We start from the raw sequence: 25089 nt of genomic DNA, 5'->3' as shown, positions 1-25089 counted from the left end.
ACTCAAGAATTCCAAATCTTGAATACTATTTTTTTTAAACACTCTATTTATCATATAGTTGTTGTTTTAAAATCCAGCAAGAAGCGACTTATGACATGCGGAGGCCATGCGGCAGGAGATCTTCCGGGCGCCGAGCCGTGGGTGGCGAACCATGGGTGGCAAGCCGTGCACGGCGGGGAGTGTCCGGTAGCAAGGAGCAGTGGGCCCAAGCCCCTTGGTGCAGGGCTTGAGGGGAGGCTCGAAGGGAAAAGAGCCCTGGGAAAAGGGGCTCGAGGGCAAAGGTTTGGGAGAAAGCGTTCGGGAGAAAAGGTTCGGGGGAGCGGCGCGGCGTGTACCTGCGGCCCCGCGCCAGGCAACGCTCGCGGTCAGTCGTCGCCAGCGTTGTCGGGCAGCCCCTGCAGCACGGCCTGGCCGGTCTTGCGCATATGCAGGCTCAGGGCCTCGGACAGCGCCTGGGCGTCCCGCGCCTCAAGCGCCTCGACGAAGTAGCTGTGCTCGCGAGCGGACTCCTCCCAGCGGCTGGCGTCCAGGTTGGCCATGTAGCGCGCCCGGGTAATACGCAACGTCAGCGATTGCTCCAGGTCCTTCAGCACCCGATTGCCGGACAGGTCCGCCAGACGCTGGTGAATGCGTTGATTGAGGGCAAAGTAGCGCTTGCGCTGATTGTCCGCGAAATAGCCCATCATCTCGTCATGGAGTCGGCGGATCTCGGCGATGTCGGCATCAGAGGCGCGCACCGCCAGCAGGTTGCCCGCCAGCGACTCCAGTGCCGCCATGACCTCGAACAGATCACGTACCTCGTCACGATCCACCCTGGTCACCCGGGCCCCACGATGGGGCAGCATCTCGACCAGGCCTTCGCTGGCCAGCACCTTGAGCGCCTGGCGCAGTGGCGTCGGCGACACCCCAAAGGCCTCGCACAGCGGTTTTTCCGCGATCCGGCTGCCGGGGGCCAGCTCTCCTTCCAGTACCATTTCGCGCAGGCGCTCGGCCACCGCCTCATAAAGGCTCGAGCGCTTGAGCGGCGCCGGGCGAGGCGATGACAGCACGTCCTGATCCAGGGACTCGTTCATGGCGGCTCCTTTTGCTCCTCGGTGCTCCTGGGTGCTCATGCTGGCTGCTTGCGGAGGACTGGGGCGTCGCTTCAGCCCACAGCGCCCTGGAGCGGGCACCCAGTGCTCAGCACGCCGACCGTCGACCGCCAGCACTCAACAAAGCGCTGAAATCAAAGTTGTTTCCACACTCCATCGAAGATCCCAAGGCGCGGATTCCACGACGGTCGCCAGGTGTTCACTGCCGCCTTCACAGCAAGATGTCATGGCGATTGATGCAGTGTACTTGCAAAAACTCGACGTTATGCAATGCTGAAAAGGTCGTAGAAATTTGGAATTCCGAATTTCTTTCAAGATTCAGTGTAGCGCGCCACAGGCAAGACCGGCCACCGCCGATCCGCCTCCGGGGCACGCCCCACACAACAACAACACGACCTTGCACAGGATCGCCACGCCCATGCAACGCACCCTTCTCGGAATGCTGACCCCCTCGTCGAACACCGTGCTGGAGCCCTACACCAGCGCCATCCTGCGAGACCTCATGCCAGCGGTCAGTGCCCACTTTCAGCGCTTCACGGTCAAGGAAATCTCGCTGAGCGAGGCGGCCCTGGCCCAGTTCGACCCCGCACCACAGCTTGACGCCGCCCGCCTGCTCAGCGATGCCCGCATGGACGTGATCGCCTGGAATGGCACCTCCTCGAGCTGGCTCGGGTTCGACGCCGACCGCCGCCTGTGCGCCGCCATCACCGAAGCCACCGGCATACCGGCGACCAGCAGCGTGCTGGCGCTCAACGAGGTGCTCGAGCGCACCGGGGTCAAGCGTCTAGGGCTGGTCACCCCATACCTTGACGACATCCAGGCCGCCATCGTCGATAACTACCGGCGTGAAGGAGTCGAGGTGGTGGCCGAGCGTCACCTCAACGACCGCGGCAACTTCTCGTTCTCCGAATACGATGAGCAGACCCTGGCCGAGATGGTCCGCGAGGTCGCCCGAGCAGAGCCGGAGGCGATCACCATCCTATGCACCAACCTGCGCGGGGCCGGCATCGTCGAGGAGCTGGAGCGAGAGCTCGGCATCCCCATCTACGACTCGGTCAGCGTCACCGTGTGGAAGAGCCTGCTGCTGGCAGGCCAGGACCCCAGCGCCATCAACGGCTGGGGCCAGCTGTTTCACGACCCTCGGCTCGGCTGACACCCCCTGCCCCTCTCGACAGCAACAGCAACATCAGCACCTGCAACAACCACCAACAACAAGATGAGGTTCTCCCATGACGACTCCCACCCTCGTGACGGCGACCCGCCGGCTTACCCTCGGCGCCCTGATCGCCGCCCCCCTGCTGGTGGCCACCAGCCAGGCCCAGGCCGAAACCCTGCTGCGAGTGGCCGGCAATTTCTCCGGCAACAAGCTTCACGTGGACAACGTGGAGCGGCCCTTCTTCGCCGAGCTCGATGCCCGTGACGACCTGGCGGTGAGCTACAACCCGATGGACGCCATCGGCGTGGAAGCCGCGGACGCCCTGCGCAACATACGCTCCGGTGCCTTCGACGTGATGTCGGTGCAGATCGGCATGGCCTCCCGCGACGAGCCGTTCTTCGAGGGCATCGACCTGGCCGGGGTCACCGCCGACCTGGACCAGCAGCGCGAGGCGGTGGACGCCTTCCGCGCCGACTTCGACGCCCGCCTGCAGGAACGCTTCAACGCCAAGCTGATGACGCTGTGGCCATTCGGCCCGCAGATGATGTTCTGCAACGGTGACATCAACGGTGCCGACGACCTGGCTGGCAAGAAGGTGCGGGTGTTCACGCCGTCGATGTCACGGCTGGTGGAAGGACTCGGCGCGGTGCCGGTGACGCTACAGTTCAGCGAGGTCTACCTGGCGCTGCAGCGCGGCGTCGCCGACTGCGGAGTGACCGCACCGTCGGCCGGCAGCAACGGAAAGTGGCCGGAAGTGACCGATCACTTCGTACCGCTGCCGTTGTCCTACTCGGTGCAGGGCCACTTCATGAACCTGGACACCTGGAACGGCTTCGACGCCGAGCAGCAGGCGTCGCTGAGCGAGGCCTTCGCCCGCCTCGAGGACCAGATGTGGGACCTGGCCTACACCGTCAACGACGATGCCATCGCCTGCAATACCGGTCAGCCGAGCTGCGAGAACCACACCGCCTACGACATGACCCTGGTGGACATCGACGAGGACTCCCGCGCGCGCATCGAACAGATCACCTCCGAGGCGGTGCTGCCGGTGTGGGCGGAGACCTGCGACGCCCGCTACCCCGAGTGCACCGCGCTGTGGAACGCAAGCGTCGGCGAGGTCACCGGCCTGAGCGCCAGCGCGCCCTGAGCGGCGGCTGATCGACCCTGTCGCCCACGACCAGGGGCCGCCCATGCGGCGGCCCCGTCCCCAGGAGCATCCCGATGTCCGATTCCCGTCCCTCCGGTGCGCATTCGCCACCCGACGCCAGATCGCCCGGCGCTGCATCCGCTGCCGCATCGATGGCTGTATCACCGGACTCCCGGCTCGACCGGGGACTTGCCCGTCTGTCCCGCGGTGCCGCTCTGGCCGCCGGCTACGGCGCGCTGTTGCTGTCTGCGCTGATCACCTTCGAGGTGCTGGCGCGCAAGTTCTTCGCCTTCTCGCTGCAGGGGGTCGACGAGATCGGTGGCTATGTGCTGGCTATCGGTGTCGCCTTCAGCTTCGCCTTCGCCCTGACCCAGCGCGCCCATACCCGGGTCGACGTCCTGCTGACGCGACTGCCGCCCCGGCTGCGCGCCCTGCTCAACCTGGTGGCGCTGGTGCTGTTGTGCGTGTTTTCGCTGTTTATGCTGTGGCGGGCGGGCGCGACCCTGGGCGAGACCCTGGAATTCTCCAGCCTGGCCAGCACCCCACTGCAGACCCCGCTGTGGATCCCCCAGTCGCTGTGGCTGATCGGGCTTTCGGTGTTCGCCATCGTCACCCTGCGAGCCGCCGTCCGGGCCGGAGTCCAGCTAACGCGCGGCCAGATCGGCGCGCTCAACGCCGGCTGCGACCCGCTCAGCGCCGATGACGAGCTCGACGAAGCGCGTCGCCACTATGTTGGCGCGAAGAGTGGCTCGCCTGGCCATTCGGCGGATGGCCAGATAGCCGGCCGGGAGAAGACACCATGATCTCCGTCACCGAGGTACTGCTGGGCTTTGGCCTGATGATTTCCATGATGGCGCTGGGCATCCATGTGGCGGTGGCCATCTTCACCACCGCCGCCCTCGGCGCCATGCTCTACCTGGGTACCCCGCTGCTGTTCTCCTTCGGCGACCTGTTGTGGGGCACCCTCAACGACTTCATCCTGACCGCCATTCCGCTGTTTATCCTGCTCGGCGAGCTGCTGCTGCGGGCCGGCATCACCGAGCGCATGTACTCGGCGCTGTCGGTGTGGCTCAACCGCCTGCCGGGCGGTCTGCTGCACACCAACATCGGCGCCTCATCGGTGTTCGCCGCCATGTCCGGCTCGTCGGTGGCCACCGCCGCCACCATCGGCACCGTGGCCCTGCCGGCCTTCGCCGAGCGCGGCTACAGCGAGCGCCTGGCGCTGGGCACCCTGGCCGCCGGGGCGACGCTCGGCATCCTGATTCCGCCCAGCATCAACATGATCATCTACGGGGCGATCACCAACACCTCCATCGGCGCCCTGTTTATCGCCGGTATCGTACCCGGGCTTGCCCTGGCGGCCACCTTCATGCTGGTCATCATGGGCATGAGCCTGCTGCGCCCCGGGGTCGCCGGCGAGCGCGAGCCGCGGGTGCCGCTGGCCCAACGTCTGCGCTCGCTGGTCGATCTGCTGCCACCGGCGTTCGTCTTCGCCATCGTCATCGGCAGCATCTACAGCGGCTGGGCGACCCCCACCGAGGCCGCCGCCCTGGGGGTGGTGGCAGCACTACTGCTCGCGGCGCTCAACCGCAAGCTGACCATCGCCATGCTTCACGAGTGCTTTCTGTCCATGGCACGCACCACCGCCATGATCATGCTGATCATCTCTGCGGCGTTCTTTCTCAACTATATCGTCGGCATCCTCGGCATCCCCTTCGCCCTGACCCAGTGGGTCTCGGAACTGGGACTGTCGCCGCTGGGGCTGATCTTGGCACTGGTGGTGTTCTACCTGGTGCTGGGCTGCTTTCTCGAGACCCTGTCGATGATGATCGCCACCGTACCCATCGTGGTGCCCATGGTGGTGCAGTTCGGCTTCGATCCGGTGTGGTTCGGCGTATTTCTGGTGATCATGATGGAGATCTCGTTGATCACCCCGCCCATCGGCATGAACCTCTACGTGGTGCAGGGGGTGCGCGGACGCGGCTCGATCGTCGACGTGATGATCGGCAGCCTGCCCTTCCTCGCGGTGATGCTCGCCTTCGTCGCCCTGATCACCGCATGGCCGGCCATCGTGCTGTGGCTGCCGGGGGTGATGGGATGATCGGCGATATCCGCCACGCCTTGGCACCAAGCACCTGAACAACAATGAATAACTCCGGCGCGAGCCGGTCTCTGGAGAGCAAGATGCAACGCCTCGATACTCTGATCACCAACGCCACCGTGATCACCGCCGCCGACCGCTTTGTCGCCGATATCGGCATTCGCGACGGGCGTATCGTCGCCCTCGGCGAAGGACTCGCCGAGGGTGCAGCCCCAGTCGGCGAGACCATCGACGCCAGCGGCCTGTGGGTGATGCCCGGCGGCATCGACGCCCACTGCCACCTGGCCCAGCCGCTGGGTGACGGCGCGGTGATGGCAGATGACTTCGCCAGCGGTACCCGCTCGGCGGCGGCCGGTGGCACCACCACGGTGATTCCCTTCGCGGCCCAGTTCAAGGGACAGTCGCTGCGCGCAGCGGTGGAGGACTACCACCACGAGAGCGACGGCAAGGCGATGATCGACTACGCCTTTCACATGATCGTCACCGACCCCAACGAGACGGTGCTGCGCGAGGAGCTGCCGGCGCTGATCGAGGAGGGTTACAGCTCGTTCAAGATCTACCTGACCTACGACGACCTGAAGCTCAACGACCGCGAGGTGCTCGAGGTGCTGGCGCTGGCCCGCCGCGAGGGCGCCATGGTGATGGTCCACGCCGAAAACGCCGACTGCATCGCCTACCTGACCGAACTGCTGGAAGCCCAGGGCCACACCGCCCCGCGCTACCACGCCGAGGCCCACTCCTCCATCGCCGAACGCGAGGCCACCCACCGTGCGATCTCGCTGGCCGAGCTGATCGACGTACCGCTGCTGATCGTCCACGTTTCCGGCCCCCAGGCGATCGAGCAGATCCGCTGGGCCCAGAGCTGTGGCCTGCGGGTCTACGGCGAGACCTGCCCCCAGTACCTGATGCTGACCGCCGATGACCTGGACCAGGACGGCTTCGAAGGCGCCAAGTGCGTGTGCAGCCCACCGCCCCGGGACCCAGCGGCCCAGCAGGCGGTGTGGGAGGCGCTGGAAAGCGGTGTTTTCCAGGTGTTCTCGTCGGACCATGCGCCCTTCCGCTACGAGGACGACAAGGGCAAGAAGCTGCATGGCGAGGAGGCGAGTTTTTCCTGCATCCCCAACGGTATTCCGGGGCTCGAGACGCGCCTGGCGATCCTGTTCTCGGAGGGCGTGGTCAAGCAGCGCATCGACGCCACCCGCTTCGTCGCGCTGACCGCCACCAACCCGGCCAAGATCTACGGCCTTTATCCGCGCAAGGGCACCATCGCCGTGGGCAGCGACGCCGACCTGACCCTATGGGACCCCGAGGCCCGGGTCACGGTGCGCAACGACGACCTGCACCACGCGGTGGACTACACCCCCTACGAGGGCCTGGAGCTGACCGGGCGGGTAGTCATGGCGCTGTGCCGAGGCCAGGTGGTCGCCCGCGACGGCAAGCCCTGCGGCCAAGCCGGTGACGGCCAGTTCCTGCGCTGCGACAAGCCCACCCCGGCGAGGCCCAGAGGGCAGGCCAAGGGGTTCTAGGCTTCATACAAAAAATCGACGATCGATGGTTAGACAAGGCAAGAATCGGCTACAAACCGCCTGATGTGATGTTTGTGGCCGATTAGGAGAGATGGTGTCTAGGCAACATCCAGCAGAGAACCTGAGGACTGGCACCATGGCTGCTACGCTCAACCATGTTGTGCTCGGCGCTTGCGTCCTCAGGCGACTCCTGCGGGCCGACGGCCCCTCGTGGAGACTAGGACCCCATGGAGCTACAATGAATGTCAGACATCATCGGGAGAAGGCACTGCTGGAGGCATCTGAAAAGGTCACCACAGGGGTCATCATTGGCTCTACCATTGGCGCCCTGATCAACCCCAGGGCCCAGATGGCCACTTCCCTGGTCGCCATTGGGCTTGGCATGCTGCTGATGGCGCTGATCGCGTACCGGCTAGGCTCCCTTCGAGCCAATGAGGACGCGACAGAGGAGGGTAAGGCATGACACTCAACGAACTCCTGCTTGGCGCCGCCATCGGCCTGTCGCCTGCACTGGTCTATCTGGTCGGCATGCTGATCATGCGCCTTCAGGACCTGCGCAGGCATCCGTAACTCGACCGACACCCCTTGATTTTGGTGATATCAACCGACATCGGCCACAACCTGTGGCCAATGTAACGGTTTGACGTATTGCCAAGGTACTTTAGCCTCGATCAGTCACTGTGCGCCCCCGGCAGGCGGTTGGCCAAGCCGGATCAGGGCTCGCGCCGCAGAGGGACTACGGCTATCCCAGCGCTTCCTCGACGATGGCGCGGGCCTCGTCGCTCATGGGCAGGCCCAATGCGAGCTGGTGGGCGGCGGGGGACATCTTCTTCCAGGTCATCTGGACGATGCGGATCAGGTGGTCGTGATCGACCTGACGCGAGAAGTCGGCGAAGTAGTTCTCGAGGAACACCAGGCAGGCGCAGTCTTCCACCGCCTGGGTGCCGGGGTCGCGCCCCAGTCCCTGCTTGCGGATCATCCGCGCCACCTCGTCGGCGTCGGCGTCGCTGTAGCCGCAGGCCCGCATCACCTCCGCCGCCAGTTGGCCGGCGCGCTTGCCCTGGTCACGTCGCCAGGTCAAATATCCGATGCGGCCCTCTTCATAGTCACTGCGCGGCACCTCCCAGCGCTTCAGGTGCTGGTTGTGCACGGCAAGCTGCACCAGCTCCGCTGCGTCGGGATCGAGACGCTCGAGCCAGGCGCTCATGCGCCCGGCGTGCCACAGCTCCTGGGGCTGTGACGCCCCGCCCACCTCCACGCGGCGAGGGTCCTCGGCATGCAGGGCGTCGAGCCTTGCCTGGGCCTGGTCGAAGGGCGTTGTCGTCATGGGATTCCTCGATGGCGTCGATGCGTTGCCATCATGGTAACGGTCTGACGGCCATCTCAGTAGTCTTGCGCCGTTCCATGGCCGCGCAGATGACGGCAGGCCAGCGCCAGCGGCAGCAGAAAGATGGCGAAGCACCACATCGCGGCGGCAACCAAGACGACAAGCAGGAGGCGCGTCCATGGACGCTCAAGGGAGGTCAGCAGCGGGCGAAGCCCCTCGAGCAATACGCCCAGCACCAGATCCATGCTCGGCAACAGCATGGCATTGAGTACCCCGGCCCAGATCGCCAGGTCGACGGGCACGCCATGGGGCACCAAGCTGACCAGCGCCAGCAGGGCCAGCACGAGAAGCGCCATCCATCGACAAATGCGGCGAGGTTCCGTCGACAGGGCGGGCAGCTGTGGGAACCGGTGGGGCAGCGTGAGCATGGGGAGCACCGAGCAGGAAGATATTCATACTCTATACTGCTCCTCCCCTACCCCCTTTGACTGACCTTTGTGTGCGTAATCACTTACAACACAATCAGCATGATCTACATCACGTTTTGCGCAATCCGTCCTCTGAACCGACGAAAAATCGTCAATCGACTAGTACCAACGGCCGATACGTGACGCCAAAACAGCGCAGGGCCGACGCTTTTGCGTCGGCCCTGCGGAGTAGAACGCACCTGATGGAAACCGGTACCTGAGTCGCATCAGCCCGGCTAGAAGGTATAGACCACGCTGCCGGTCAGGCTATCGACGTGCCCGATCTCGTCGGCATCGATGCGCTCGACCTCCAGACGCCCGGTCACATCGAACAGCTGCACCCGGGCGCCCAGCCCGAATACCGGGTCGGTGCCGGAATAGTCCTTGTTCAGGCCATTGCCGCTGCGGTCGGCGTCCCAGTCCGCCATGCCGGCCTTGCCGTAGACGCCGAAGGGGCCAAAGCTGAAGCCGGCGATACCCATGGCCTGCAGGCTCTCCACCTCGAGCCGTGCCGAGGTGCCGTCGACCTCACCGTCGAGCTCACCGCCGTTGAGGTAGGACAGCTCCGCCCCCAGATCGAGGAAGGGCAGCCAGCCGAAGTTGTAGCCGGCAAAGACCTTGGCCGCCGACGCCTCGTCGTCAAAGTCGTCATCGCCCTGCATCTGGCCGGCGCCGACACCGACGTACAAGCCGGTACTGCCGCCCGCCACGCAGTGGGTCGACGTCAGCAGGGCCAGCCCAAGGGCCGCCCCGACCAGCGCCATCCGCCGCAATATCCGTGACATCCTGAAAACTCCGTAGAAACGTTGTCCTGTTGTGCGAGACCAGGCACACCTGACACTTTATTTCAGTCTATCGTGGGAAGACATTCTTTGCAGTACCGATTGTAGGAAAGTTCCACGCCTGCCTCGAACGCTCTGGCGGCTACCTCAAGTGGATGGCCCGAGGGAGGGAAGTCGTGGAATCCCAGCTATTGTTATGTTATAACTTTCAACCATTTTGCTCGACCGATTCGCCCCGGAGCTATCCTGCATGACCCATCGTCACCGCCCCGAAGGGCCTTGCCACTTCTCGCTGATGTCCCTGTCCGTGCGGCGCCGACTGATGCTGGTGCTGATTCCCCTGCTGCCACTGTGGCTGGCGGTGTCCTGGTCCGCCGGATGGTGGCACTGATGTCACGCCTCGTCTTGCATGACCTGCAGTTGGCACGCGGCGGGCGCACCGTGCTCGAACATCTCGAGGGGCGCTTTCAGGATGGCGCCATCACCGCGCTCATCGGCGCCAACGGCGCCGGCAAGAGCACCCTGATCCAGGCCATCATGGGCAACTTGACGCCGGTCGCGGGCCGCGTCGAATGCGCCGTTCCGGCGGCGCGCCGCGCCTGGCTGCCGCAGCAGCTGGCGCTGGACCTGAGCTTCCCGATGAGCGTCGAGGAACTGATCATGACCGGCACCTGGCCGAGCCACGGTGCCTTCAAGGGTTACTGCGCCGCTCACTATCGCCGTGGGCGCGAGATCATGGAACGTCTGGGCATCTCGCGGCTGGCCCACCGCCCGCTGGGCGAGCTGTCCGGAGGCCAGCGCCAGCGAGCCCTGATCGGCCGGACGCTGATGCAGGAAGCCGAACTGCTGCTGCTCGATGAACCCTTTGCCAACGTCGACGTCGATACCGTCGAGATGCTGATGGACGTGCTGCGCGAGATGGCCGAACAGGGGGCGACCCTGATCATCGTGCTGCACGACATGGAGCAACTGGCACGCCTGGCCGATGACGTCCTGATCCTGTCCCAGGGCCACGGCCGCTGGGCCACGCCGGATGCGCTGGTGGAGCGTCACACCGGTCAATTGACCCGCCCACCTCGACTGCCGCTGACCTTTCCTGGATCTGTCTGAATGCTCGACTCGCTGCTTTCCACCCTGTACCTGTGGCTGATCGCCCCTTTCGACTATGCCTTCATGAGCCGTGCACTGCTGGCCAGCCTGGCGCTGTCGCTGGCGGCGCCGCCGCTGGGGGTCTTCCTGATGCTGCGCGGCATGAGCCTGATCGGCGACGCCATGTCCCACGCCATCCTGCCCGGCGTTGCACTGGGTTTTCTGATGGCCGGTTTCTCGCTGCCCATCATGAGCCTTGGCGGCATGCTGTCAGGGCTATTGATCGCGCTGTTGGCCGGCAGCGTGTCCCAGCTCACCGGCCACCGGGAAGACTCGGCCATGGCGAGCTTCTTCCTGATCTCGCTGGCGGCCGGAGTCATGCTGGTCGCCCTGGGCGGCAGCAGTGTCGATCTGACCCATGTGCTGTTCGGCTCCATCCTGGCGGTGGACACCACCGCCCTGGTGCTGATCACCGGCATCAGTAGCCTGATCGTCATCACCCTGGCGGTGATCTTCCGCGCCCTGGTGGTGGAATGCCTCGACCCGCTGTTTCTGCGCAGCCAAGGCACCAGAAGCGGTCTGGTCCACGGTGTCTTCCTGGGGCTCGTCGTGCTCAACCTTACCGCCGGGTTTCAGACCCTGGGCACGCTGATGGCGGTCGGTCTGATGATGCTGCCGGCCACCACCGCTCGCTTCTGGAGCACGCGCCTCGAGGGCCTGATAGTGCTGTCGGTGGTGATCGCGCTGGGCGCCAGCCTCGGTGGCCTGCTGATTTCCTACCACCTGAGCCTGCCCTCTGGACCGGCCATCATCCTGCTGGCCGGTGTGGCCTATCTGCTGTCGGCGCTGTTTGGCCGCCAGCACAGTCTTTCTGCTCGCCTTCGTCGTCGCGCCACACCGCTGCGCGCCGACGACCACGCCTGACGCGCCCCGCCGTCCCCTGACCAACCGGAGATCAACGTCCATGCCACTGTCACTGCCTCATGCCTTCGTCAAACGCCACGCCTGGATTGCCCTGACGGGACTCGCCCTTGGCCCCCAGGCCGTGGCAGACGAGCCCACCCAGGTGGTCGCCAGCTTCAGTGTATTGGCCGACATGGTACGCAACGTCGGCGGCGACAGGGTCGAGGTCACCTCACTGGTCGGCCCCGACAGCGACCCCCACGTCTACTCCCCTCGCCCGACCGACGCCAGGGCCCTGGCCGAGGCAGACCTGGTGGTGCTCAACGGCCTGCAGTTCGAGGGCTGGATGACGCGCCTGCTCGACGCCAGCGGCTATCAGGGCAAGACCGTTGTCGCCACGGACGGAGTGCCGCTGCTGGCCTATGGCGGCCAATCACTGCATCGCCAGAAAGAGGAAGGGGCCGAACACGACCATAAAGAGCACGATCATGAAGAGCACGATGGCCACGATCATGACAGCCATGAAGAGCACGACAGCCATGAAGAGCACGACGGCCATGAAGAGCACGGCGGCCATGAAGAGCACGGCGGACACGGTGATCACGACAGCCATGAAGACCATGAAGATCACGACGGCCACGATGATCACGACAGCCACGACCATGGCGAGTACGACCCCCATGCCTGGCTCGACCTGTCGGCAGGACTGATCTATGTCGCCAATATCCGCGACGGGCTGATCGCCGTCGACCCTGACAACAGCGAGCACTACGCGTCCAGGGCCGACAGCTACATGGAGGATATCCAGGCGGCCCACGACCAGGTGCTCGCGCTGCTCGAAGACCTGCCGGAACACGCCCAGGTCATCGTCGGCCACGACGCTTTCGGCCACTTCTCTCGGGCCTACGGCATCGACTTCCTGTCGCCGGTCGGTCTGTCCACCGAAGCGGAACCGTCAGCGGCGGATATCGCGCGCATGGTGGACGTCATCCGTGAACGCCAGATTCCGGCGCTGTTTGTCGAGAACATGTCCAGCCCGGCGCTGATGGAACAACTGTCCGAGGAAACCGGCGTGCCCATCGCCGGCTCACTCTACAACGGCGCCCTGTCCGAAGAAGGGATGACGTCTCACTACCTGGGAATGATCCTGCACAATGCCGAGGTGCTGCATCAGGGGTTGGTCGATGCCGAGGGTCATGACGATAGCCATGACCACCACGATGGCCACGACCACGACCACTGATCCTGTCATCACGACCCGCTCGCTCGACAGCTCGAGTGGACGCCACACGTCGTACTGTCGACCTGCAGAAAACAAAGGACCGCCCTGGGGCGGTCCTTTCGTCTTTCACTCCAAACGGCGGTCTTCAGTCGACGCTTGAGGCTACCGACATCAGGCTTCGGGGATCTCCAGTGCATCGCGCACCACGGGCCAGGCCTCCTCGCCGTCGCGCGTGGTGACCCCCTCGAGGAAGCCCCTGGTCTCCTCGGGGTGTTCACGCAGCCAATCGACGGCGACCGCCTCCGGCTCGCGCTCTTCGTAGCTGAAGCCACGGATCATGGCGCTCTGGTCATCGGCGGTAAACACCAGCTGATCGAGCAGACGGGTGGCATTGGGGTGGCTCTCGGCGAACTCGCTACGCACCAGGGTGCGCACGTCGCTGCGGCCGCCTTCCGGGCCCCACATGTCCTCGGGGTCATCCAGATAACGCACGTCGAACTCGATGTTCATCCAGTGCGGGGTCCAGGCGGCGAACACGATCCACTCTTCACGATCGATCGCCGCGTCCACGGCGCTCAGCATGCCTGGCGTCGAGGTCTCGGACAGGTTCCAGTCGCCCAGACCGTAGGTGTCCTCATCCACCGCGCTGTTGAGCGAGTCGCTCATGCCGGAGCCCACCTCGATGGAATAGATGGTGCGGTCCAGCTTGTCGGCAAACTCTTCCTTGTCCAGATCCTCCGCCGTTTTCACGCCAGCTTCGTAGACGTAGGTGGGTACGGCAAAGCCGAGGCGCGCACCGTCGACGTTGTTGCCGAGATCCTCGAGCTTGGACTCGCCATCCTCGAAGCTGGCGTCGTACATGCCCTGCTGGGCCGGCAGCCAGGCCGCCAGAAAGGCGTCGAGCTCTCCCTGGCGCAGGGCCTGATAGGTGATGGTGGAGCCCAGCTCTTCCTGGACCGGCTCGTAGCCCAGGGTCTCGAGCAGGGTGGATGCCAGGGCCGTCTTGACCGTTACACCGGGCCAGGCGGGCACGGAAAAACGAACCTGGGCATCTTCCTGGTCCTGAGCATGGGCGCCGAAGGAAGCCGCGAGCGCAATCGAGGCCGCCAGGGCCAAGGGCATGGAATGGTGTCGCATGGTTCACCTGTCGATAGCTGTAGAAGCCATCAACCATACCGGCTCGGCACACCGCCTCAAGAACGCGCCTTCAACGACTGGGTCACGGCACCGCACTTACCTGTTTGCCAGAAGTCCTTTGCTGGACCAGTCTTAAGAGGCCCGTTTCGCCGGAGGAAACACCAAGATGGCTGACATCGACTACACCCTGGAGCGCCAGATTACCCTCAAGGCACTCGCCAAGGCCTTGTCCCGCGGGTTTTCGCCCATCGTCGAGGTGGAGTCGATGGATGGCATCTACACGGTGCGCTTTCATCACGCCAACGGCACCACAGAGCTTGCCGACGACAAGGGGCGAACCCGCACCTTTCTCGGCACCGGCGAGATCCGCGAGTTACTCGGCGGCGTCGGCCTGACCCATGGCGTCCTGACCTGGACCGACCAGTGCGGTGACGAGATGATCGGCGTGGAGGGCAAGGCCATGACCCCCGACGAGATGCTGGCCAACGGCACACGCATCTCCTTTCGTTAGGGGGCACGTATCTCCTGTCGTCAGGGGGCATCGGCCTGTCGGTCGCGTCCGCGCCTGGTCGCCTGGTCGCCTGGTCGTTGTCGCTACGCCTGCGGCGCCAGCGACACATTACGCCTCGGCCCCCTTGGCCTGCCTGGTAGGGCAGAGTACCGTAGAGGGCGCCTCGTCTGTGCAGGGAAAGCCGCAATGACCACTTCGATGCCGTGGTACACCAGGTCCTCTTGGACAGCCCTGATGGCACCGCTGCTGGTACTTCTGGGGGGCTGTGCCTCGGCCCCGCTGAGCACCGATGACGGCGGCCAGGGACTGTCCATGGAACGTGCCCTGATCCTGTCCGAGGCGCGCAGCGCCGTCGGCACCCCCTACCGGTTCGGCGGCAACGATCCGCGCGGGCTGGACTGTTCCGGCCTGGCCCAGATGACGTATTCCCGGGCGGGTATCCCCTTGCCGCGCTCATCCCGGGAGCAATACCGGCGCCTGCCGCCCATCGACGAGGCACGGCCGGGTGATCTTCTGTTCTTCGCTACCGGCAAGGGTCCCGGGGTCAGCCATGTCGGCATCTACGCCGGCGACGATGTGATGATCCACGCGCCCGGACGCGGGCGAACGGTCACCACCACCTCGCTGTCCATAGACTATTGGCAGGATCGCTTCGTCGGGGCGGCCGCGCCAGCGCCCTGACGCTCGCTGTCACGAGGCCGCGCCCCGGTCTCACCGATCGACCCGACGGGTCCGCCTGGGCCCGTCGCCATCAACCGCCAAGGAGACGACCATGACGCTACGACTGGGTGATACCGCACCGGACTTCACACAGGAAAGCACCGCCGGCACCATTCACTTTCATGAGTGGGCCGGTGACAGCTGGGTCATCCTGTTCTCTCACCCCAAGGACTTCACCCCGGTGTGCACCACCGAACTCGGGGAAGTGTCGCGCCTCAAGGGTGAGTTCGACAAACGCAACGCCAAGGCCATCGGCCTGTCGGTGGATCCCATCGAGGATCACCACGCCTGGGCCGGCGATATCGAGGACACCCAGGGCCACGGGCTCAACTTCCCGCTGCTCGCCGACGCCGATCGCAAGGTCAGTGACCTGTACGACATGATCCACCCCAACGCCAACGACACCCTGACGGTGCGAAGCGTATTCATCATCGATCCGGCCAAGAAGGTGCGCCTGACGCTGACCTACCCGGCCAGCACCGGACGCAACTTCGACGAGATCCTGAGGGTGCTGGACAGCCTGCAGCTGACCGACGGCTACAAGGTGGCGACCCCGGTGAACTGGAACCATGGCGACCGTTGCATCATCGTGCCTGCCGTCTCCAACGACGAAGCCAAGACCCTGTTCCCTGAGGGCTGGGACGAACAGCGTCCGTATCTGCGTTACGTCAAACAGCCGGGCAAGAAGTAAGGACGGAGCAGGCAGACGTAAGGACAGAAGTGTCCGAGGGAGGGACGAGCAGCGCCCCCTCTCTATCTACCGCTACGTCAGACAGCCTGTCCCCTCAGCGATGGCCGCCCCCGGGCGGCCATCGTCGTGTCGGCGTCTTCCGACGCCTAATAAGCATATAACGGATTGATCGCACGCCTGCGTGTCGCCCTCGTCCCCCGATCGTTATCATGCTGATCATTAACTTCATTGCTCCGGGAGGGCTCCATGCCCCAGCTCCTTTACCGCTGGCTGACCGCCGCCGCCCTGCTTCTGCCTGGTACCGCCATCGCCGCCGACGAAGGTCCGCTGGAGGTTGGTTATATGCCGATCCTGCCGGTGGCTCAGCTATTCGTGATGGAGGGCGAAGGCTGGACCGAAGAGGCCGGCCTGGAACTTGAGCTGACACGCTTTTCCAGCGGGCCGGCGATGGTCCAGGCGCTGGCCTCGGGTGATCTCGACGTCATGTACTTCGGTATCGGCCCGGCCATGGTGGCTCGCGCCAACGGGGTACCGATCAAGGTACTGGCGGCCGCCATCCAGGAGCAGATCGGCCTGGTCGCCCGCGGCGAACTGGCCAGCCTGATGGCCGACGCCGACCCGGCCCAGGCCATCGCCGACTTTACCGAGCGCGAAGGCCGTCGGCCCAAGATCGCCACCTTCCCCAAGGGCTCGGTACCCGACACGGTATTGCGCTACTGGCTGGACGAACGCCTGGGCATCGGCAGTGACGCCGTCGAGATCGTCGCCATGGGCGCCGATCGTGTCCAGCAGGCGCTGCTGGCCGGTGCAGTGGACGCCGCCTCGACCCTGGAGCCGATACTCTCCACCGTGACCGAACGCCTCGACGACGCCCAGATCGTGGCCCACGCCTCGGACATGTTGCCGGGTCAACCCGGCGCGGTGCTGGCAGCACGCGAAAGCCTGCTCGAACAGCGCCCCGATGCCGTCAGCACCTTGCTCGAACTTCACCTGCGAGCGACCCACGCCCTGGTCGATACGCCACAGCAGGTCGCCCCCTCGGTGCGCGAGTTCGTCGGCAAGCGTCTGGTGCCGCTGGAAACCGTAGAGGCTGCACTGTCCTCGCCCTTCGCCAACTACGGCGCCGATCCCCACGCGATCGTCGAGGGCACCCGCACCATGCATGACTTCCAGCTGGCCAACGGCACCCTCAAGCAGGGCCTCGACATCGACACTCTGTTCGACACCCGCTGGTACGACGACCTGACCGCAAGCGCTGACGCAGACGCCGAAGAAGGCGACACGAGCCCATGAAGTCGGTATCTCGTAGCCGGCGCACCGGCCTCGGTGCGCTGGGGCTCGTCGCCTTTGTGGCACTCTGGGAGATCTCACTGCGCCTGGGGCTGCTGCCCGGCAATCTGGTTCCGCTGCCCTCTGCGATCCCGACGGTCTTCTGGGGCGAGGTGGTCGACGGCATCTGGTGGGAAGTCGTCAGCTCGAGCCTGTCTCACTACAGCGTAGGGGTGGCTATCGGCTCGCTGGCAGGCATCGCCATGGGCGTAGCGGCGGCCCTGCTGCCGGTGTTCGACGCCCTGCACGCCTGGCTGGCGCGCCTGCTGCGCCCGATCCCGCCACTGGCCTGGATCCCTTTCGCCATCATCTGGTTCGGGATCACGCCATCGGCGGCGGCCTTCATCATCAGTATCGGGGTGTTCTGGATCAACTACTTCGCCAGCTACAGCGCGGTGCGCGCGGTGGACCCCGGCTATGACGAAGTGGCCAGGGCCTTCGGCCAGGGTTCGCTGCTGGCCCGCCTGACCAAGGTCAGCCTGCCAGCGGCGGCCCCCGGCATCCTCGGTGGCCTGCGCGCCGGCCTCGGCCAGGGCTGGATGACCGTGGTCGCGGCCGAACTGTTCGGCATTCCCGGCATCGGCCAGCGCATGATGGAGGCCTCGGGCCTGCTGGCCACCGATATCGTGGTGGTCTACATGCTGACCATTGCGGCGCTCTACGCCCTGTTCGACCTGGGCTTCCTGCATCTGCAAAAAAGGCTGCTGATATGGACACCCTGACAGCCGAACGCAACGCCGACGCCTGCGTGCTCAAGGCCCATGACCTGGCCCTGGGCTTTGGCGGCCAGCGCGTGCTCGAACATGTCGACCTGCGCCTGGCTCCACGGGAGTTCATCGCCATCGTCGGTGCCTCCGGGGTCGGCAAGTCGACCCTGCTGCGGGCACTCTGCGGCCTGCTGCCGGCGGTGGCAGGCGAGCGCTGGCTGGACGAGAGTCCGCGTGATGGAGCGCGGCCCTGGTCGATGGTCTTCCAGGCGCCGCGGCTGTTTCCCTGGCGACGCATCCGCGCCAATGTGGCGCTCGGGCTAGAGGGACTGGGGCTGTCCCGGGACGAGCGCCAGCGCCGCGCCCTTGCGCCGCTGGAGCTGGTCGGCCTGGGCGACATGGCCGAGCGCTTTCCTTCCACCCTGTCCGGCGGCCAGCAACAGCGTGTCGGCATTGCCCGGGCGCTGGCGGTAAAGCCCCGGGTGCTGTTCATGGACGAGCCCTTCTCGGCGCTGGATGCGATCACTCGCCGTCGCCTGCAGAACGAGTTGATCGACCTGCGCCAGCGCACCGAGGCCGCCATCGTCTTCGTTACCCACGACATCGAAGAGGCGGTGCTGCTGGCCGACCGGGTGATGGTGCTCGGTGGACATCAGGGCGGGGCCCCGGCGCGGGTCATCGACACCCTCGAGATCACGCTGCCCGCCGACAATCGCCGTGAGCATGCCGACTTCGGCGCCCAGGTCCATCATCTGGAAACATTGATCGGCGCCGCCCCGGAGGCGTCATGAGCGATACCGGCCTGCCCCCCCGCGAAGCGGGTGATTCACGCTTGAAGGTGATGCTTCACGCTCCCTGCGCCGAGAGCCTTGCCCGCGCCAGGCGCAATGCCCGCAACCTCAAGGCCGCCAGCCCCGACGCCGAGGTGCTGATCATCACCAACGCCGGCGGTGTGGCCGCCGCCGTCGCCACCCCGGACGACACCGACGTGTGGTTAAGACTATGTCGCAACAGTCTCGACGCCCAGGGCATCGTCGACACCCGGGGACTGGCCATCGTCGAGGCAGCGGTACTCACCCTGGCCGAGGGCCAGCGCCAGGGCTGGGCCTATATCCGCGCCTGACGCACGCGTTTGATCCACGTCCAGACAGACCGCCTTGGCAGGAGGCCATTGCGGTCGCCCTTGCAGATCACCCTTGCAGGTCGCCCTTGAAGGCGAGGACGGAGCCAGGCGCGACGCGCCCTCTGCCCCCCAAGATTCCCACGCTCTGCCAATGGCGTTCGACCAATGTCGCAGCTCGCCGACTGAACATTTTGCAGATTCGCGCATCAGACCTTGTCACAAATCTTTCAATAAAGCTTAAGCGCGCGTTAAGGCAAAGCCGCTACGCTGCAGCCCTAGCGATGGTGTCAGTAGTTGTCTTCTGGCCCGCCCCCTGCACCGACAAGGAATTCCGAACATGCCCTTCCTACAGCAGGTCTCCCGTACTCGCCCCCGCTTCGCCACCAAGGGGCTTCTTCGTATCTCTCTGGCCCTGGTCGGCGGCCTCGCCCTGATGGCCTTCTGGTCGTCCATCAGCCTGCCCCTCGGTAGCCTCAGCCTGATTCTCGGTGGCCTCGCCCTGTGGCCCCGAACCGCAAGCTCGGAGCGTCGAGACGACGCCACAGACAGCGGCAACGGCGTACCGGTTCGCGAGCTCGCCCTCGCCGCCCTGGGGGTATTGATCGCACTGCAACTGCTGGGCTGACGCCCGGCGAGCTGTCGCGGTTCACCGTCTCCCGGCTCAAGGGGGATATCTCAGGCCATCGCCGCTTTACAGCGGCGCGCAGTGACCGGATCATGACTCCCTGCAAGGCGACCCTCACCGCCTTCGTCCAACGCCAGGGAGGCCTGTCATGACGACGACACTCACCGGCGCCGACATCGGCGCACGGCTGACCCGGCTGCGCCAGGCGGCGCCGCTGGTCCATAGCCTGACCAACTACGTGGCCATGAACAGCGCCGCCAATGTGCTGCTGGCCGTGGGCGCTTCACCGGCCATGGTCCATGCGCGTGAGGAAGCGGCCGAGTTCGCGGCATTGGCCGACGCTGTGCTGATCAATATCGGTACGCTCTCGCCTCACTGGGTCGAGGCCATGACCGAGGCTGCCACCAGTGCCGGCGAGCACCAGACCCCCTGGGTGCTCGACCCCGTTGCCGTTGGCGCCACCGCCTATCGGCGAGAGTCGGCCGCCAGGCTGCTGGACTTGAGGCCCAGCGTCATTCGCGGCAACGCCTCGGAGATCATCGCCCTGGCCGAGGACGGTCTTGGCGGGCGCGGCGTCGACTCCACTGCCGCCAGCGACGACGCCGTGCAGGCGGCCGTCGCCCTGGCCCGGCGCCAGGAGGCGGTGGTAGCGGTAACCGGTGAGGTCGATCTGGTCACCGACGGCCGGCGGCTGGTGCGCGTGCCCGGTGGACACCCGCTGATGCCCCGCGTGACGGCGCTGGGCTGCGCCCTGTCCGGTGTGGTCGCGGCCTTTCTCGCCGCCGATCAGGATCCGCTGGTCGCCACCTGCGCGGCCCTGGCCTGTTATGGCGAAGCCGGCAGTCGCGCCGGCCGCACCGCCCAGGGTCCTGGCAGCTTCGCCGTCGCCTTTATCGACGCCTTGCATCAGCTCAATCCCGAGACGCTGTTACGGCGGGAACCTCTCGCCATCGAGTCTCTCGACTGACCCGACCGCCCTACCCGATTCATGTACCAGGAGCCCCTCGTGACCCACTCTCCTCGACGCCTTGATGCGCGCCTGTTCGACCCCCGCAGCCTTCGCCTCTATCTGGTCACCGACCCCGGGCTGTGCGCATCCATGGGGATTGAAGCGACGGTGGAGGCGGCGGTACGCGGCGGAGTCAGCCTGGTGCAGCTACGTGACAAGACCGCCAGCGATGACGAACTGGTGCAACTGGCGCGCCGACTGAAACCGGCGCTGGCCGAACACGGGGTTCCTCTGGTCATCAATGACCGTGTCCAGGTCGCGCTAAAGGCACAGGTCGACGGCGTGCATCTGGGGCAGGACGACGGCGACGTGGGCGAAGCCCGCCGCCTGCTTGGCGAGACGGCGATCATCGGCCTATCGGTGCAGCACCCCGACCAGCTGTCGCGCCTGGATGTCCAGGCACTGGACTACCTGGGACTCGGACCGGTATTCGCCACGCCGACCAAGAGCGACCACGCCACGCCGCTGGGCTTCGATGGTCTTGCCTCGCTGGTGGCGGCGAGCCCGCTGCCCAGCGTGGCCATCGGCGGGCTCAAGCGCGAGCACGCCTCGGCGGTGCGTCAAAGCGGCGCCGATGGCATGGCCGTGGTCTCCGCCATCTGCGGCCAGGCGGACCCGGCGTGCGCCGCGAGGGACCTGCTGACGGCCTGGGAAGGCTGAACCGGCCTGGGAGCCCGGCCAGGCAGCCCACCGCCGAACGCGACCCTCAGACGCGAGGCCTGACCCTTCGACGCCCATGGACCATTGCGGCGATCAGGTTGTCGCCCAGTCGTCGCCCCTCCAGGATGGCACCGCCCACGTGCAACGGCACCAGACACAGTACCGCCGTGGCGAGGCCCTCGTGCAGCTCCTCCATCCAGTGCACATCGTGGAAACGCTCGGTGTGCACCATCAAGATGCCGGTGGTACCGAGCCCCACCAGCAAGGCCAGCATCAGCAACATCATCACCGCCCCCAGCGGGGTATGGGTGATGCGCTGAGACGAACACTCTTCCTGTGCTGCGGCCTGTTTCTTGAGTACCGCCCCAAGGCGCGAGGGTGTCGGCCAGAAGCTCGACCAGCGCGCCGACCAGGGCCCCACCAGTCCCCAGACGAGACGCAGCCCTATCAGCCCCATCAGGGTGTAGCCGATATAACGATGAGGGCCAATTTCGGCGTAATTGAGGGCAAACCCCAGCACCAGCGCCCAGTGAAAGACGCGGACCAACGGGTCCCACACCTTGATCTGCCGGCCTTTTGAATGTGACGGAATCGATGCCATCGTCCTGCTCCCTGAAGGTGATACGCCTTGTCGCGTAACAGGCAGCCTGACGGCAGCAACTTAAGGCAAGCTTAGGCGCTGTCCGAAAAGTCGACGAGCGAAGGTTAGACAAGGCAAAAATCGGTGAGAAAGCGCAGTTTACGGGGTGTAAATGAGCATTTTGACCGGGCTGGCGCACCAGCCGATTTTTAACGCCGTATTACCGAGCGCAGGCACTTTTCAGACAAGCCCTAGGACGGCAAGCGCCTCCCCCCAAGGCGACGTGATGTCGGTCAACCTCCTGGTCCTTCCATCCGATCAAGCGCCCAGCTCAGGCCGAAGGGCGCCGCTTGAGGCTGGTGCGCCCCTCCTGGTAGGCGATCGCCAGGCCGCTGGCGATGATCAGGGTGCCGCCGATCAGCACCCCGAGATCCGGCACCTCGTCCCAGATCATCCAGCCGAGCAGGACCGCCCACAGCATGGCGGTATAGTCGAAGGGGGCGGCGATAGCGGCCGGAGCGTGACGAAAGGCCAGGGTAATAAAGGCGGTGGCGCCGACCCCGAGCACCCCGGACATGAGAAAGGCCGGCCAATGCTCCAGCGCCGGCACCTGCCATACCAGCGGCAGGGCGACGCCGGTCACCACAAAGGGCACCAGGGTCATGTAGAACACCATCGCCCACAGGTGCTCGCGGGCGCCGTAGCGCCGAGCGGTGATCATCATCAAGGCATAGAACACCGCCGCCCCGAGCATCGACAGAGCACCCAGCGAGATGCCTTCACTGCCTGGACGCACGATCACCAATACACCGGCAAAGCCCACCAACGACGCCAGCACCACCGGCACGCTCACCCGCTCGCCCAGCAGCGGGACCGACAGCAGGCTGACAAACAGCGGCGCGGCGAAGGCGATGGCGGTGCCCTCGGCGAGCGGCATCATCGTCAACCCCAGCACGAAGCAACCCATGGTGCCGGTATAGATCAGACCACGGATCAGATGCACCCCAGGACGTCGGGTCGACAGGGTGCGTAGGCCGCCCCCCTGGTGCGCCAGCAGCATGATCAACGGCAACGACACCAGGGTGCGAAAGAAGATGATCTGCAACGGCGAATGCACCTCGCCGAGCCACTTGGAAATGGCGTCACCGAGCGCCAGGCACAGCACGCCAAGACACATGAACCCGATACCCTTGAACGATGATCCCATGCTCTCCTCCCTGTCCGCAGCACTGATGGCAAGTGGCTCACGACCACCATCTACCTGACCTAAAAACGAACCCCGCCGGCACGGGGCCGACGGGGGTAACAGGGACAACGTTAGGGGGCGAACGCTTCGCTGGCAAGAACAGACGCACCAGAACTGTGCACTGGTGTATGCCATGCAGCAAAAGGCCCGCCAGAGGCGGGCCTTGTCGGAGAACGACGTGAAGGTGGCGCGAACTGACGCTTAGAGGCTGGCCTGAACGACCATGCAGTCCATGCCCTGCTGCAGCAGTCGCCGACAGGCCGAACGGGCCTGGCCTTCCTGCAGGTCCACCACGCGGGCACGGTAGATGTTGGCATTGTCGGCTCGCGCCACCGCTACCCGGGCGTGGGCCATCTCGCCCGCCAGACGATCGGCCGCCTGGCTGGCCTGGCTGCGCGCGCTGTCCATGTCGCTGAACGCCCCCACCTGGACCCCCCAGTCGCCGGTCTGCGCGATGGTGCTGTTCGCATTCGCGCTGGTGGTGTTCGTGCTCGCCACGCTGGACGGCGCGCTGGACGGCGCGCTCGACACGGAACTCGACACAGGGCTGGGCTCAGGCCTCGCCGCTGCCGCGTCGGGCACCGAGGCCGCCACCGGAATCGATGCCAGGGCGGGTGCCGAGGCACTCGGCTGGTCGATCAGGTTGCGCAGCGGGTCGGGACCGGACGAAGAACGACGCGAATCGGAGATGATCGGGGCGGCGGACTCGAAGCGCACCGGCGCTGTCGCCGACTGGCGGCTGGCCAGCGTCGGCGTGGCCGGACGAACCACGGTCTCGACCCGTGACGGCCGCACCGCGGTCGATGGCACCTGAGCGACACGGCTCGGCGTCGGCGCAGAGATCAACCCACGCTGGCGAGGCGCCATCAGTTCGCCACCGGAGACGTCGGTATTGGCAAGGAAACCACGACCGTCGACCAGCGAAGCCCGCAGGAAGCCACGGTCGAGCAGGCTCATCATCTGCTCATCCCTGGAAGCGGCGGTGTAGCCGCCCATGACCACCGCCACCATGCGCCGTCCATTGCGCGTGGCCGAGGTCGCCACATTGAAACCGGAGGCGCGAATGAAGCCGGTCTTGAGACCATCGGTGCCCGGGTACTTGGTCAGCAGACGGTTGTGACCGGTGTGACGAGTGCCACGCCAGGTGAACTCGGTAAGAGAGAAGTAGGGGTAATACTGGGGGAAGTCCAGCATCAGACGGCGCGCCAGGATGACCATGTCCCGCGCCGTGGTGACCTGGCCGGAGTTGGGCAGGCCCGAAGCGTTGCGGAAGGTGGTGTTATTCATGCCCAGGCTGCGCGCCTTGCGGGTCATCATGTCGGCGAAGTGAGACTCGGAACCGCCCAGGGACTCGGCCACCACCACCGCCACGTCATTGGCGGAGCGCACGACCAACGCCTGGATGGCCTTCTCCACCGGGATGCTGTCACCGGGCTTGAGCCACAGCTTGGTCGCCGGCATCGAGGCCGCATGGGAAGAGACCGGCAGCGGCTGGCCCAGACTCATGGTACGACCGTCCAGAGCCTCGAACAGCATATAAAGGGTCATCATCTTGGTCAGTGAGGCCGGATAGCGGCGCTCATCGGCGTTTTCCGCGTACAGGATCTCATGACTCTCGGCGTCCACCACGATGCCTGCGTAGCGCGGATTGCCTGCCTGGGCGGACTGCACCACCATCAGACAGGTCACCACCAGCGCGACCAGCATCGTCAGCGAACGCCACCCGGAATTCCTTGTGGTCACCATTTATCCAAACCCCTGCGATTTCCAGACTGCACTGACGGCATTATGACCCACTTGACCGGCCTGTACAGGCCAAATTGGCGAGCGTTCACCATCATTCTCGGCATTATATAGACCATTTCGGGCGAACCAGCCGTTCATGCAGGCGCCTTTGTCGTCGTCCACTTGGGCAAAAGCCGGAGCGGGCCTACTCCTGC

The 25089-nt window shown here is 65.4% G+C and carries 28 protein-coding genes; 20 read left to right on the top strand and 8 right to left on the bottom strand.

The features are described from left to right. Window positions 1–365 precede the first annotated feature (365 nt). Window positions 366–1073 (bottom strand): GntR family transcriptional regulator, encoded by a 708-nt coding sequence (locus NFH97_RS10280; protein WP_162816426.1) that lies wholly within the window; start codon window positions 1071–1073, stop codon window positions 366–368. Between the two features lie 436 nt (window positions 1074–1509). Between NFH97_RS10280 and NFH97_RS10275 the strand changes: the two genes are divergently transcribed. The 6 genes from NFH97_RS10275 (at window position 1510) to NFH97_RS10250 (ending at window position 7484) form a co-directional block, all read left to right on the top strand. Beyond that, window positions 1510–2244 carry a maleate cis-trans isomerase family protein gene (locus tag NFH97_RS10275; RefSeq protein ID WP_349624781.1) on the top strand — a complete coding sequence of 245 codons (735 nt, stop codon included), beginning with the start codon at window positions 1510–1512 and terminating at the stop codon, window positions 2242–2244. A gap of 76 nt (window positions 2245–2320) precedes the next feature. Further along, entirely contained in the window at window positions 2321–3394 is a 1074-nt protein-coding gene (locus NFH97_RS10270; RefSeq protein ID WP_108132153.1) for a TRAP transporter substrate-binding protein, read from the top strand. 74 nt (window positions 3395–3468) lie between these two features. Further along, on the top strand, window positions 3469–4197 hold the full coding sequence (locus NFH97_RS10265; protein WP_222516384.1) for a TRAP transporter small permease subunit: 729 nt from the start codon (window positions 3469–3471) through the stop codon (window positions 4195–4197). Then, window positions 4194–5495, top strand: a complete 1302-nt coding sequence (locus NFH97_RS10260) for a TRAP transporter large permease (RefSeq protein ID WP_108132151.1) — start codon at window positions 4194–4196, stop codon at window positions 5493–5495. Before NFH97_RS10265 ends, NFH97_RS10260 begins: the two co-directional genes overlap by 4 nt. A gap of 44 nt (window positions 5496–5539) precedes the next feature. Continuing rightward, window positions 5540–7021, top strand: coding sequence for a dihydropyrimidinase (gene hydA / locus NFH97_RS10255; protein ID WP_222568738.1), 1482 nt, complete (start codon window positions 5540–5542; stop codon window positions 7019–7021). Window positions 7022–7259: 238 nt separating this feature from the next. Beyond that, window positions 7260–7484, top strand: coding sequence for a hypothetical protein (locus NFH97_RS10250; RefSeq protein WP_108132150.1), 225 nt, complete (start codon window positions 7260–7262; stop codon window positions 7482–7484). Window positions 7485–7763: 279 nt separating this feature from the next. Here the strand turns inward: NFH97_RS10250 and NFH97_RS10245 are convergent, their stop codons facing one another. The 3 genes from NFH97_RS10245 to NFH97_RS10235 form a co-directional block, all read right to left on the bottom strand. Next, window positions 7764–8348, bottom strand: coding sequence for a DUF4202 domain-containing protein (locus NFH97_RS10245; RefSeq protein WP_108448671.1), 585 nt, complete (start codon window positions 8346–8348; stop codon window positions 7764–7766). Window positions 8349–8404: 56 nt separating this feature from the next. After that, entirely contained in the window at window positions 8405–8776 is a 372-nt protein-coding gene (locus tag NFH97_RS10240) for a hypothetical protein (RefSeq protein ID WP_222516381.1), read from the bottom strand. 275 nt (window positions 8777–9051) lie between these two features. Next, the gene (locus NFH97_RS10235) at window positions 9052–9600 is read right to left on the bottom strand and encodes an outer membrane beta-barrel protein (RefSeq protein WP_052704403.1); all 549 of its coding nucleotides are present in this window, start codon (window positions 9598–9600) and stop codon (window positions 9052–9054) included. 247 nt (window positions 9601–9847) lie between these two features. Here NFH97_RS10235 and NFH97_RS10230 point away from each other — a divergent pair, with 247 nt between their 5' ends. Genes NFH97_RS10230 through NFH97_RS10215 form a run of 4 tightly spaced genes read left to right on the top strand, consistent with a single transcriptional unit; the run spans window position 9848 to window position 12832 of the window. Beyond that, window positions 9848–9988: a hypothetical protein gene (locus NFH97_RS10230; RefSeq protein ID WP_349624780.1), complete on the top strand. Its 141-nt coding sequence runs from the start codon at window positions 9848–9850 to the stop codon at window positions 9986–9988. After that, window positions 9988–10707 (top strand): metal ABC transporter ATP-binding protein, encoded by a 720-nt coding sequence (locus tag NFH97_RS10225; protein ID WP_045993493.1) that lies wholly within the window; start codon window positions 9988–9990, stop codon window positions 10705–10707. Before NFH97_RS10230 ends, NFH97_RS10225 begins: the two co-directional genes overlap by 1 nt. Continuing rightward, window positions 10708–11610 carry a metal ABC transporter permease gene (locus NFH97_RS10220; protein ID WP_108132148.1) on the top strand — a complete coding sequence of 301 codons (903 nt, stop codon included), beginning with the start codon at window positions 10708–10710 and terminating at the stop codon, window positions 11608–11610. A gap of 40 nt (window positions 11611–11650) precedes the next feature. Continuing rightward, window positions 11651–12832, top strand: a complete 1182-nt coding sequence (locus tag NFH97_RS10215) for a metal ABC transporter solute-binding protein, Zn/Mn family (protein WP_349624779.1) — start codon at window positions 11651–11653, stop codon at window positions 12830–12832. Window positions 12833–12982: 150 nt separating this feature from the next. On the opposite strand, the gene NFH97_RS10210 is transcribed toward NFH97_RS10215, so the two are convergent. Then, the gene (locus tag NFH97_RS10210; protein ID WP_349624778.1) at window positions 12983–13948 is read right to left on the bottom strand and encodes an ABC transporter substrate-binding protein; all 966 of its coding nucleotides are present in this window, start codon (window positions 13946–13948) and stop codon (window positions 12983–12985) included. A 166-nt stretch (window positions 13949–14114) separates the two neighbouring features. Here NFH97_RS10210 and NFH97_RS10205 point away from each other — a divergent pair, with 166 nt between their 5' ends. The 10 genes from NFH97_RS10205 (at window position 14115) to thiE (ending at window position 21323) form a co-directional block, all read left to right on the top strand. Further along, complete coding sequence (locus NFH97_RS10205) at window positions 14115–14459, top strand: hypothetical protein (protein WP_045993496.1); 345 nt, start codon at window positions 14115–14117, stop codon at window positions 14457–14459. A gap of 234 nt (window positions 14460–14693) precedes the next feature. Further along, window positions 14694–15140 carry a C40 family peptidase gene (locus tag NFH97_RS10200; RefSeq protein ID WP_349624777.1) on the top strand — a complete coding sequence of 149 codons (447 nt, stop codon included), beginning with the start codon at window positions 14694–14696 and terminating at the stop codon, window positions 15138–15140. 91 nt (window positions 15141–15231) lie between these two features. After that, window positions 15232–15870, top strand: coding sequence for a peroxiredoxin (locus tag NFH97_RS10195; protein WP_045993497.1), 639 nt, complete (start codon window positions 15232–15234; stop codon window positions 15868–15870). A 246-nt stretch (window positions 15871–16116) separates the two neighbouring features. Continuing rightward, window positions 16117–17163, top strand: a complete 1047-nt coding sequence (locus NFH97_RS10190) for an ABC transporter substrate-binding protein (protein WP_045993498.1) — start codon at window positions 16117–16119, stop codon at window positions 17161–17163. After that, on the top strand, window positions 17160–17921 hold the full coding sequence (locus NFH97_RS10185; protein ID WP_108132144.1) for an ABC transporter permease: 762 nt from the start codon (window positions 17160–17162) through the stop codon (window positions 17919–17921). The genes NFH97_RS10190 and NFH97_RS10185 overlap by 4 nt, the downstream gene beginning before the upstream one ends. Further along, entirely contained in the window at window positions 17909–18697 is a 789-nt protein-coding gene (locus NFH97_RS10180; RefSeq protein ID WP_349624776.1) for an ABC transporter ATP-binding protein, read from the top strand. The genes NFH97_RS10185 and NFH97_RS10180 overlap by 13 nt, the downstream gene beginning before the upstream one ends. Then, complete coding sequence (locus NFH97_RS10175) at window positions 18694–19029, top strand: DsrE family protein (RefSeq protein ID WP_222516379.1); 336 nt, start codon at window positions 18694–18696, stop codon at window positions 19027–19029. Before NFH97_RS10180 ends, NFH97_RS10175 begins: the two co-directional genes overlap by 4 nt. 337 nt (window positions 19030–19366) lie before the next feature. Next, entirely contained in the window at window positions 19367–19654 is a 288-nt protein-coding gene (locus NFH97_RS10170) for a hypothetical protein (protein WP_045993501.1), read from the top strand. Window positions 19655–19802: 148 nt separating this feature from the next. Further along, on the top strand, window positions 19803–20621 hold the full coding sequence (gene thiM / locus NFH97_RS10165; protein ID WP_222516378.1) for a hydroxyethylthiazole kinase: 819 nt from the start codon (window positions 19803–19805) through the stop codon (window positions 20619–20621). A 39-nt stretch (window positions 20622–20660) separates the two neighbouring features. Further along, window positions 20661–21323 (top strand): thiamine phosphate synthase, encoded by a 663-nt coding sequence (gene thiE, locus NFH97_RS10160; RefSeq protein ID WP_301271164.1) that lies wholly within the window; start codon window positions 20661–20663, stop codon window positions 21321–21323. Window positions 21324–21369: 46 nt separating this feature from the next. On the opposite strand, the gene NFH97_RS10155 is transcribed toward thiE, so the two are convergent. From NFH97_RS10155 to NFH97_RS10145, 3 genes are all read right to left on the bottom strand, one after another. Beyond that, window positions 21370–21924: a cytochrome b/b6 domain-containing protein gene (locus NFH97_RS10155; protein ID WP_222516376.1), complete on the bottom strand. Its 555-nt coding sequence runs from the start codon at window positions 21922–21924 to the stop codon at window positions 21370–21372. 310 nt (window positions 21925–22234) lie between these two features. Continuing rightward, complete coding sequence (locus tag NFH97_RS10150; protein WP_349624775.1) at window positions 22235–23110, bottom strand: DMT family transporter; 876 nt, start codon at window positions 23108–23110, stop codon at window positions 22235–22237. Between the two features lie 240 nt (window positions 23111–23350). Beyond that, window positions 23351–24895, bottom strand: a complete 1545-nt coding sequence (locus NFH97_RS10145) for a D-alanyl-D-alanine carboxypeptidase (RefSeq protein WP_045993505.1) — start codon at window positions 24893–24895, stop codon at window positions 23351–23353. Between the last annotated feature and the right edge of the window lie 194 nt (window positions 24896–25089).

This window comes from Halomonas sp. SCS19 (assembly GCF_040147015.1).
Classification (GTDB): domain Bacteria; phylum Pseudomonadota; class Gammaproteobacteria; order Pseudomonadales; family Halomonadaceae; genus Halomonas; species Halomonas litopenaei.
This window is presented reverse-complemented; position numbering and strand designations above follow the sequence as displayed.

Coding starts and splice junctions, on each gene's coding strand:
- NFH97_RS10280 (WP_162816426.1), bottom strand. CDS start 1,073: ATGAACGAGTCCCTGGATCAGGACGTGCTGTCATCGCCTCGCCCGGCG.
- NFH97_RS10275 (WP_349624781.1), top strand. CDS start 1,510: ATGCAACGCACCCTTCTCGGAATGCTGACCCCCTCGTCGAACACCGTG.
- NFH97_RS10270 (WP_108132153.1), top strand. CDS start 2,321: ATGACGACTCCCACCCTCGTGACGGCGACCCGCCGGCTTACCCTCGGC.
- NFH97_RS10265 (WP_222516384.1), top strand. CDS start 3,469: ATGTCCGATTCCCGTCCCTCCGGTGCGCATTCGCCACCCGACGCCAGA.
- NFH97_RS10260 (WP_108132151.1), top strand. CDS start 4,194: ATGATCTCCGTCACCGAGGTACTGCTGGGCTTTGGCCTGATGATTTCC.
- hydA (WP_222568738.1), top strand. CDS start 5,540: ATGAATAACTCCGGCGCGAGCCGGTCTCTGGAGAGCAAGATGCAACGC.
- NFH97_RS10250 (WP_108132150.1), top strand. CDS start 7,260: ATGAATGTCAGACATCATCGGGAGAAGGCACTGCTGGAGGCATCTGAA.
- NFH97_RS10245 (WP_108448671.1), bottom strand. CDS start 8,348: ATGACGACAACGCCCTTCGACCAGGCCCAGGCAAGGCTCGACGCCCTG.
- NFH97_RS10240 (WP_222516381.1), bottom strand. CDS start 8,776: ATGCTCACGCTGCCCCACCGGTTCCCACAGCTGCCCGCCCTGTCGACG.
- NFH97_RS10235 (WP_052704403.1), bottom strand. CDS start 9,600: ATGTCACGGATATTGCGGCGGATGGCGCTGGTCGGGGCGGCCCTTGGG.
- NFH97_RS10230 (WP_349624780.1), top strand. CDS start 9,848: ATGACCCATCGTCACCGCCCCGAAGGGCCTTGCCACTTCTCGCTGATG.
- NFH97_RS10225 (WP_045993493.1), top strand. CDS start 9,988: ATGTCACGCCTCGTCTTGCATGACCTGCAGTTGGCACGCGGCGGGCGC.
- NFH97_RS10220 (WP_108132148.1), top strand. CDS start 10,708: ATGCTCGACTCGCTGCTTTCCACCCTGTACCTGTGGCTGATCGCCCCT.
- NFH97_RS10215 (WP_349624779.1), top strand. CDS start 11,651: ATGCCACTGTCACTGCCTCATGCCTTCGTCAAACGCCACGCCTGGATT.
- NFH97_RS10210 (WP_349624778.1), bottom strand. CDS start 13,948: ATGCGACACCATTCCATGCCCTTGGCCCTGGCGGCCTCGATTGCGCTC.
- NFH97_RS10205 (WP_045993496.1), top strand. CDS start 14,115: ATGGCTGACATCGACTACACCCTGGAGCGCCAGATTACCCTCAAGGCA.
- NFH97_RS10200 (WP_349624777.1), top strand. CDS start 14,694: ATGGCACCGCTGCTGGTACTTCTGGGGGGCTGTGCCTCGGCCCCGCTG.
- NFH97_RS10195 (WP_045993497.1), top strand. CDS start 15,232: ATGACGCTACGACTGGGTGATACCGCACCGGACTTCACACAGGAAAGC.
- NFH97_RS10190 (WP_045993498.1), top strand. CDS start 16,117: ATGCCCCAGCTCCTTTACCGCTGGCTGACCGCCGCCGCCCTGCTTCTG.
- NFH97_RS10185 (WP_108132144.1), top strand. CDS start 17,160: ATGAAGTCGGTATCTCGTAGCCGGCGCACCGGCCTCGGTGCGCTGGGG.
- NFH97_RS10180 (WP_349624776.1), top strand. CDS start 17,909: ATGGACACCCTGACAGCCGAACGCAACGCCGACGCCTGCGTGCTCAAG.
- NFH97_RS10175 (WP_222516379.1), top strand. CDS start 18,694: ATGAGCGATACCGGCCTGCCCCCCCGCGAAGCGGGTGATTCACGCTTG.
- NFH97_RS10170 (WP_045993501.1), top strand. CDS start 19,367: ATGCCCTTCCTACAGCAGGTCTCCCGTACTCGCCCCCGCTTCGCCACC.
- thiM (WP_222516378.1), top strand. CDS start 19,803: ATGACGACGACACTCACCGGCGCCGACATCGGCGCACGGCTGACCCGG.
- NFH97_RS10155 (WP_222516376.1), bottom strand. CDS start 21,924: ATGGCATCGATTCCGTCACATTCAAAAGGCCGGCAGATCAAGGTGTGG.
- NFH97_RS10150 (WP_349624775.1), bottom strand. CDS start 23,110: ATGGGATCATCGTTCAAGGGTATCGGGTTCATGTGTCTTGGCGTGCTG.
- NFH97_RS10145 (WP_045993505.1), bottom strand. CDS start 24,895: ATGGTGACCACAAGGAATTCCGGGTGGCGTTCGCTGACGATGCTGGTC.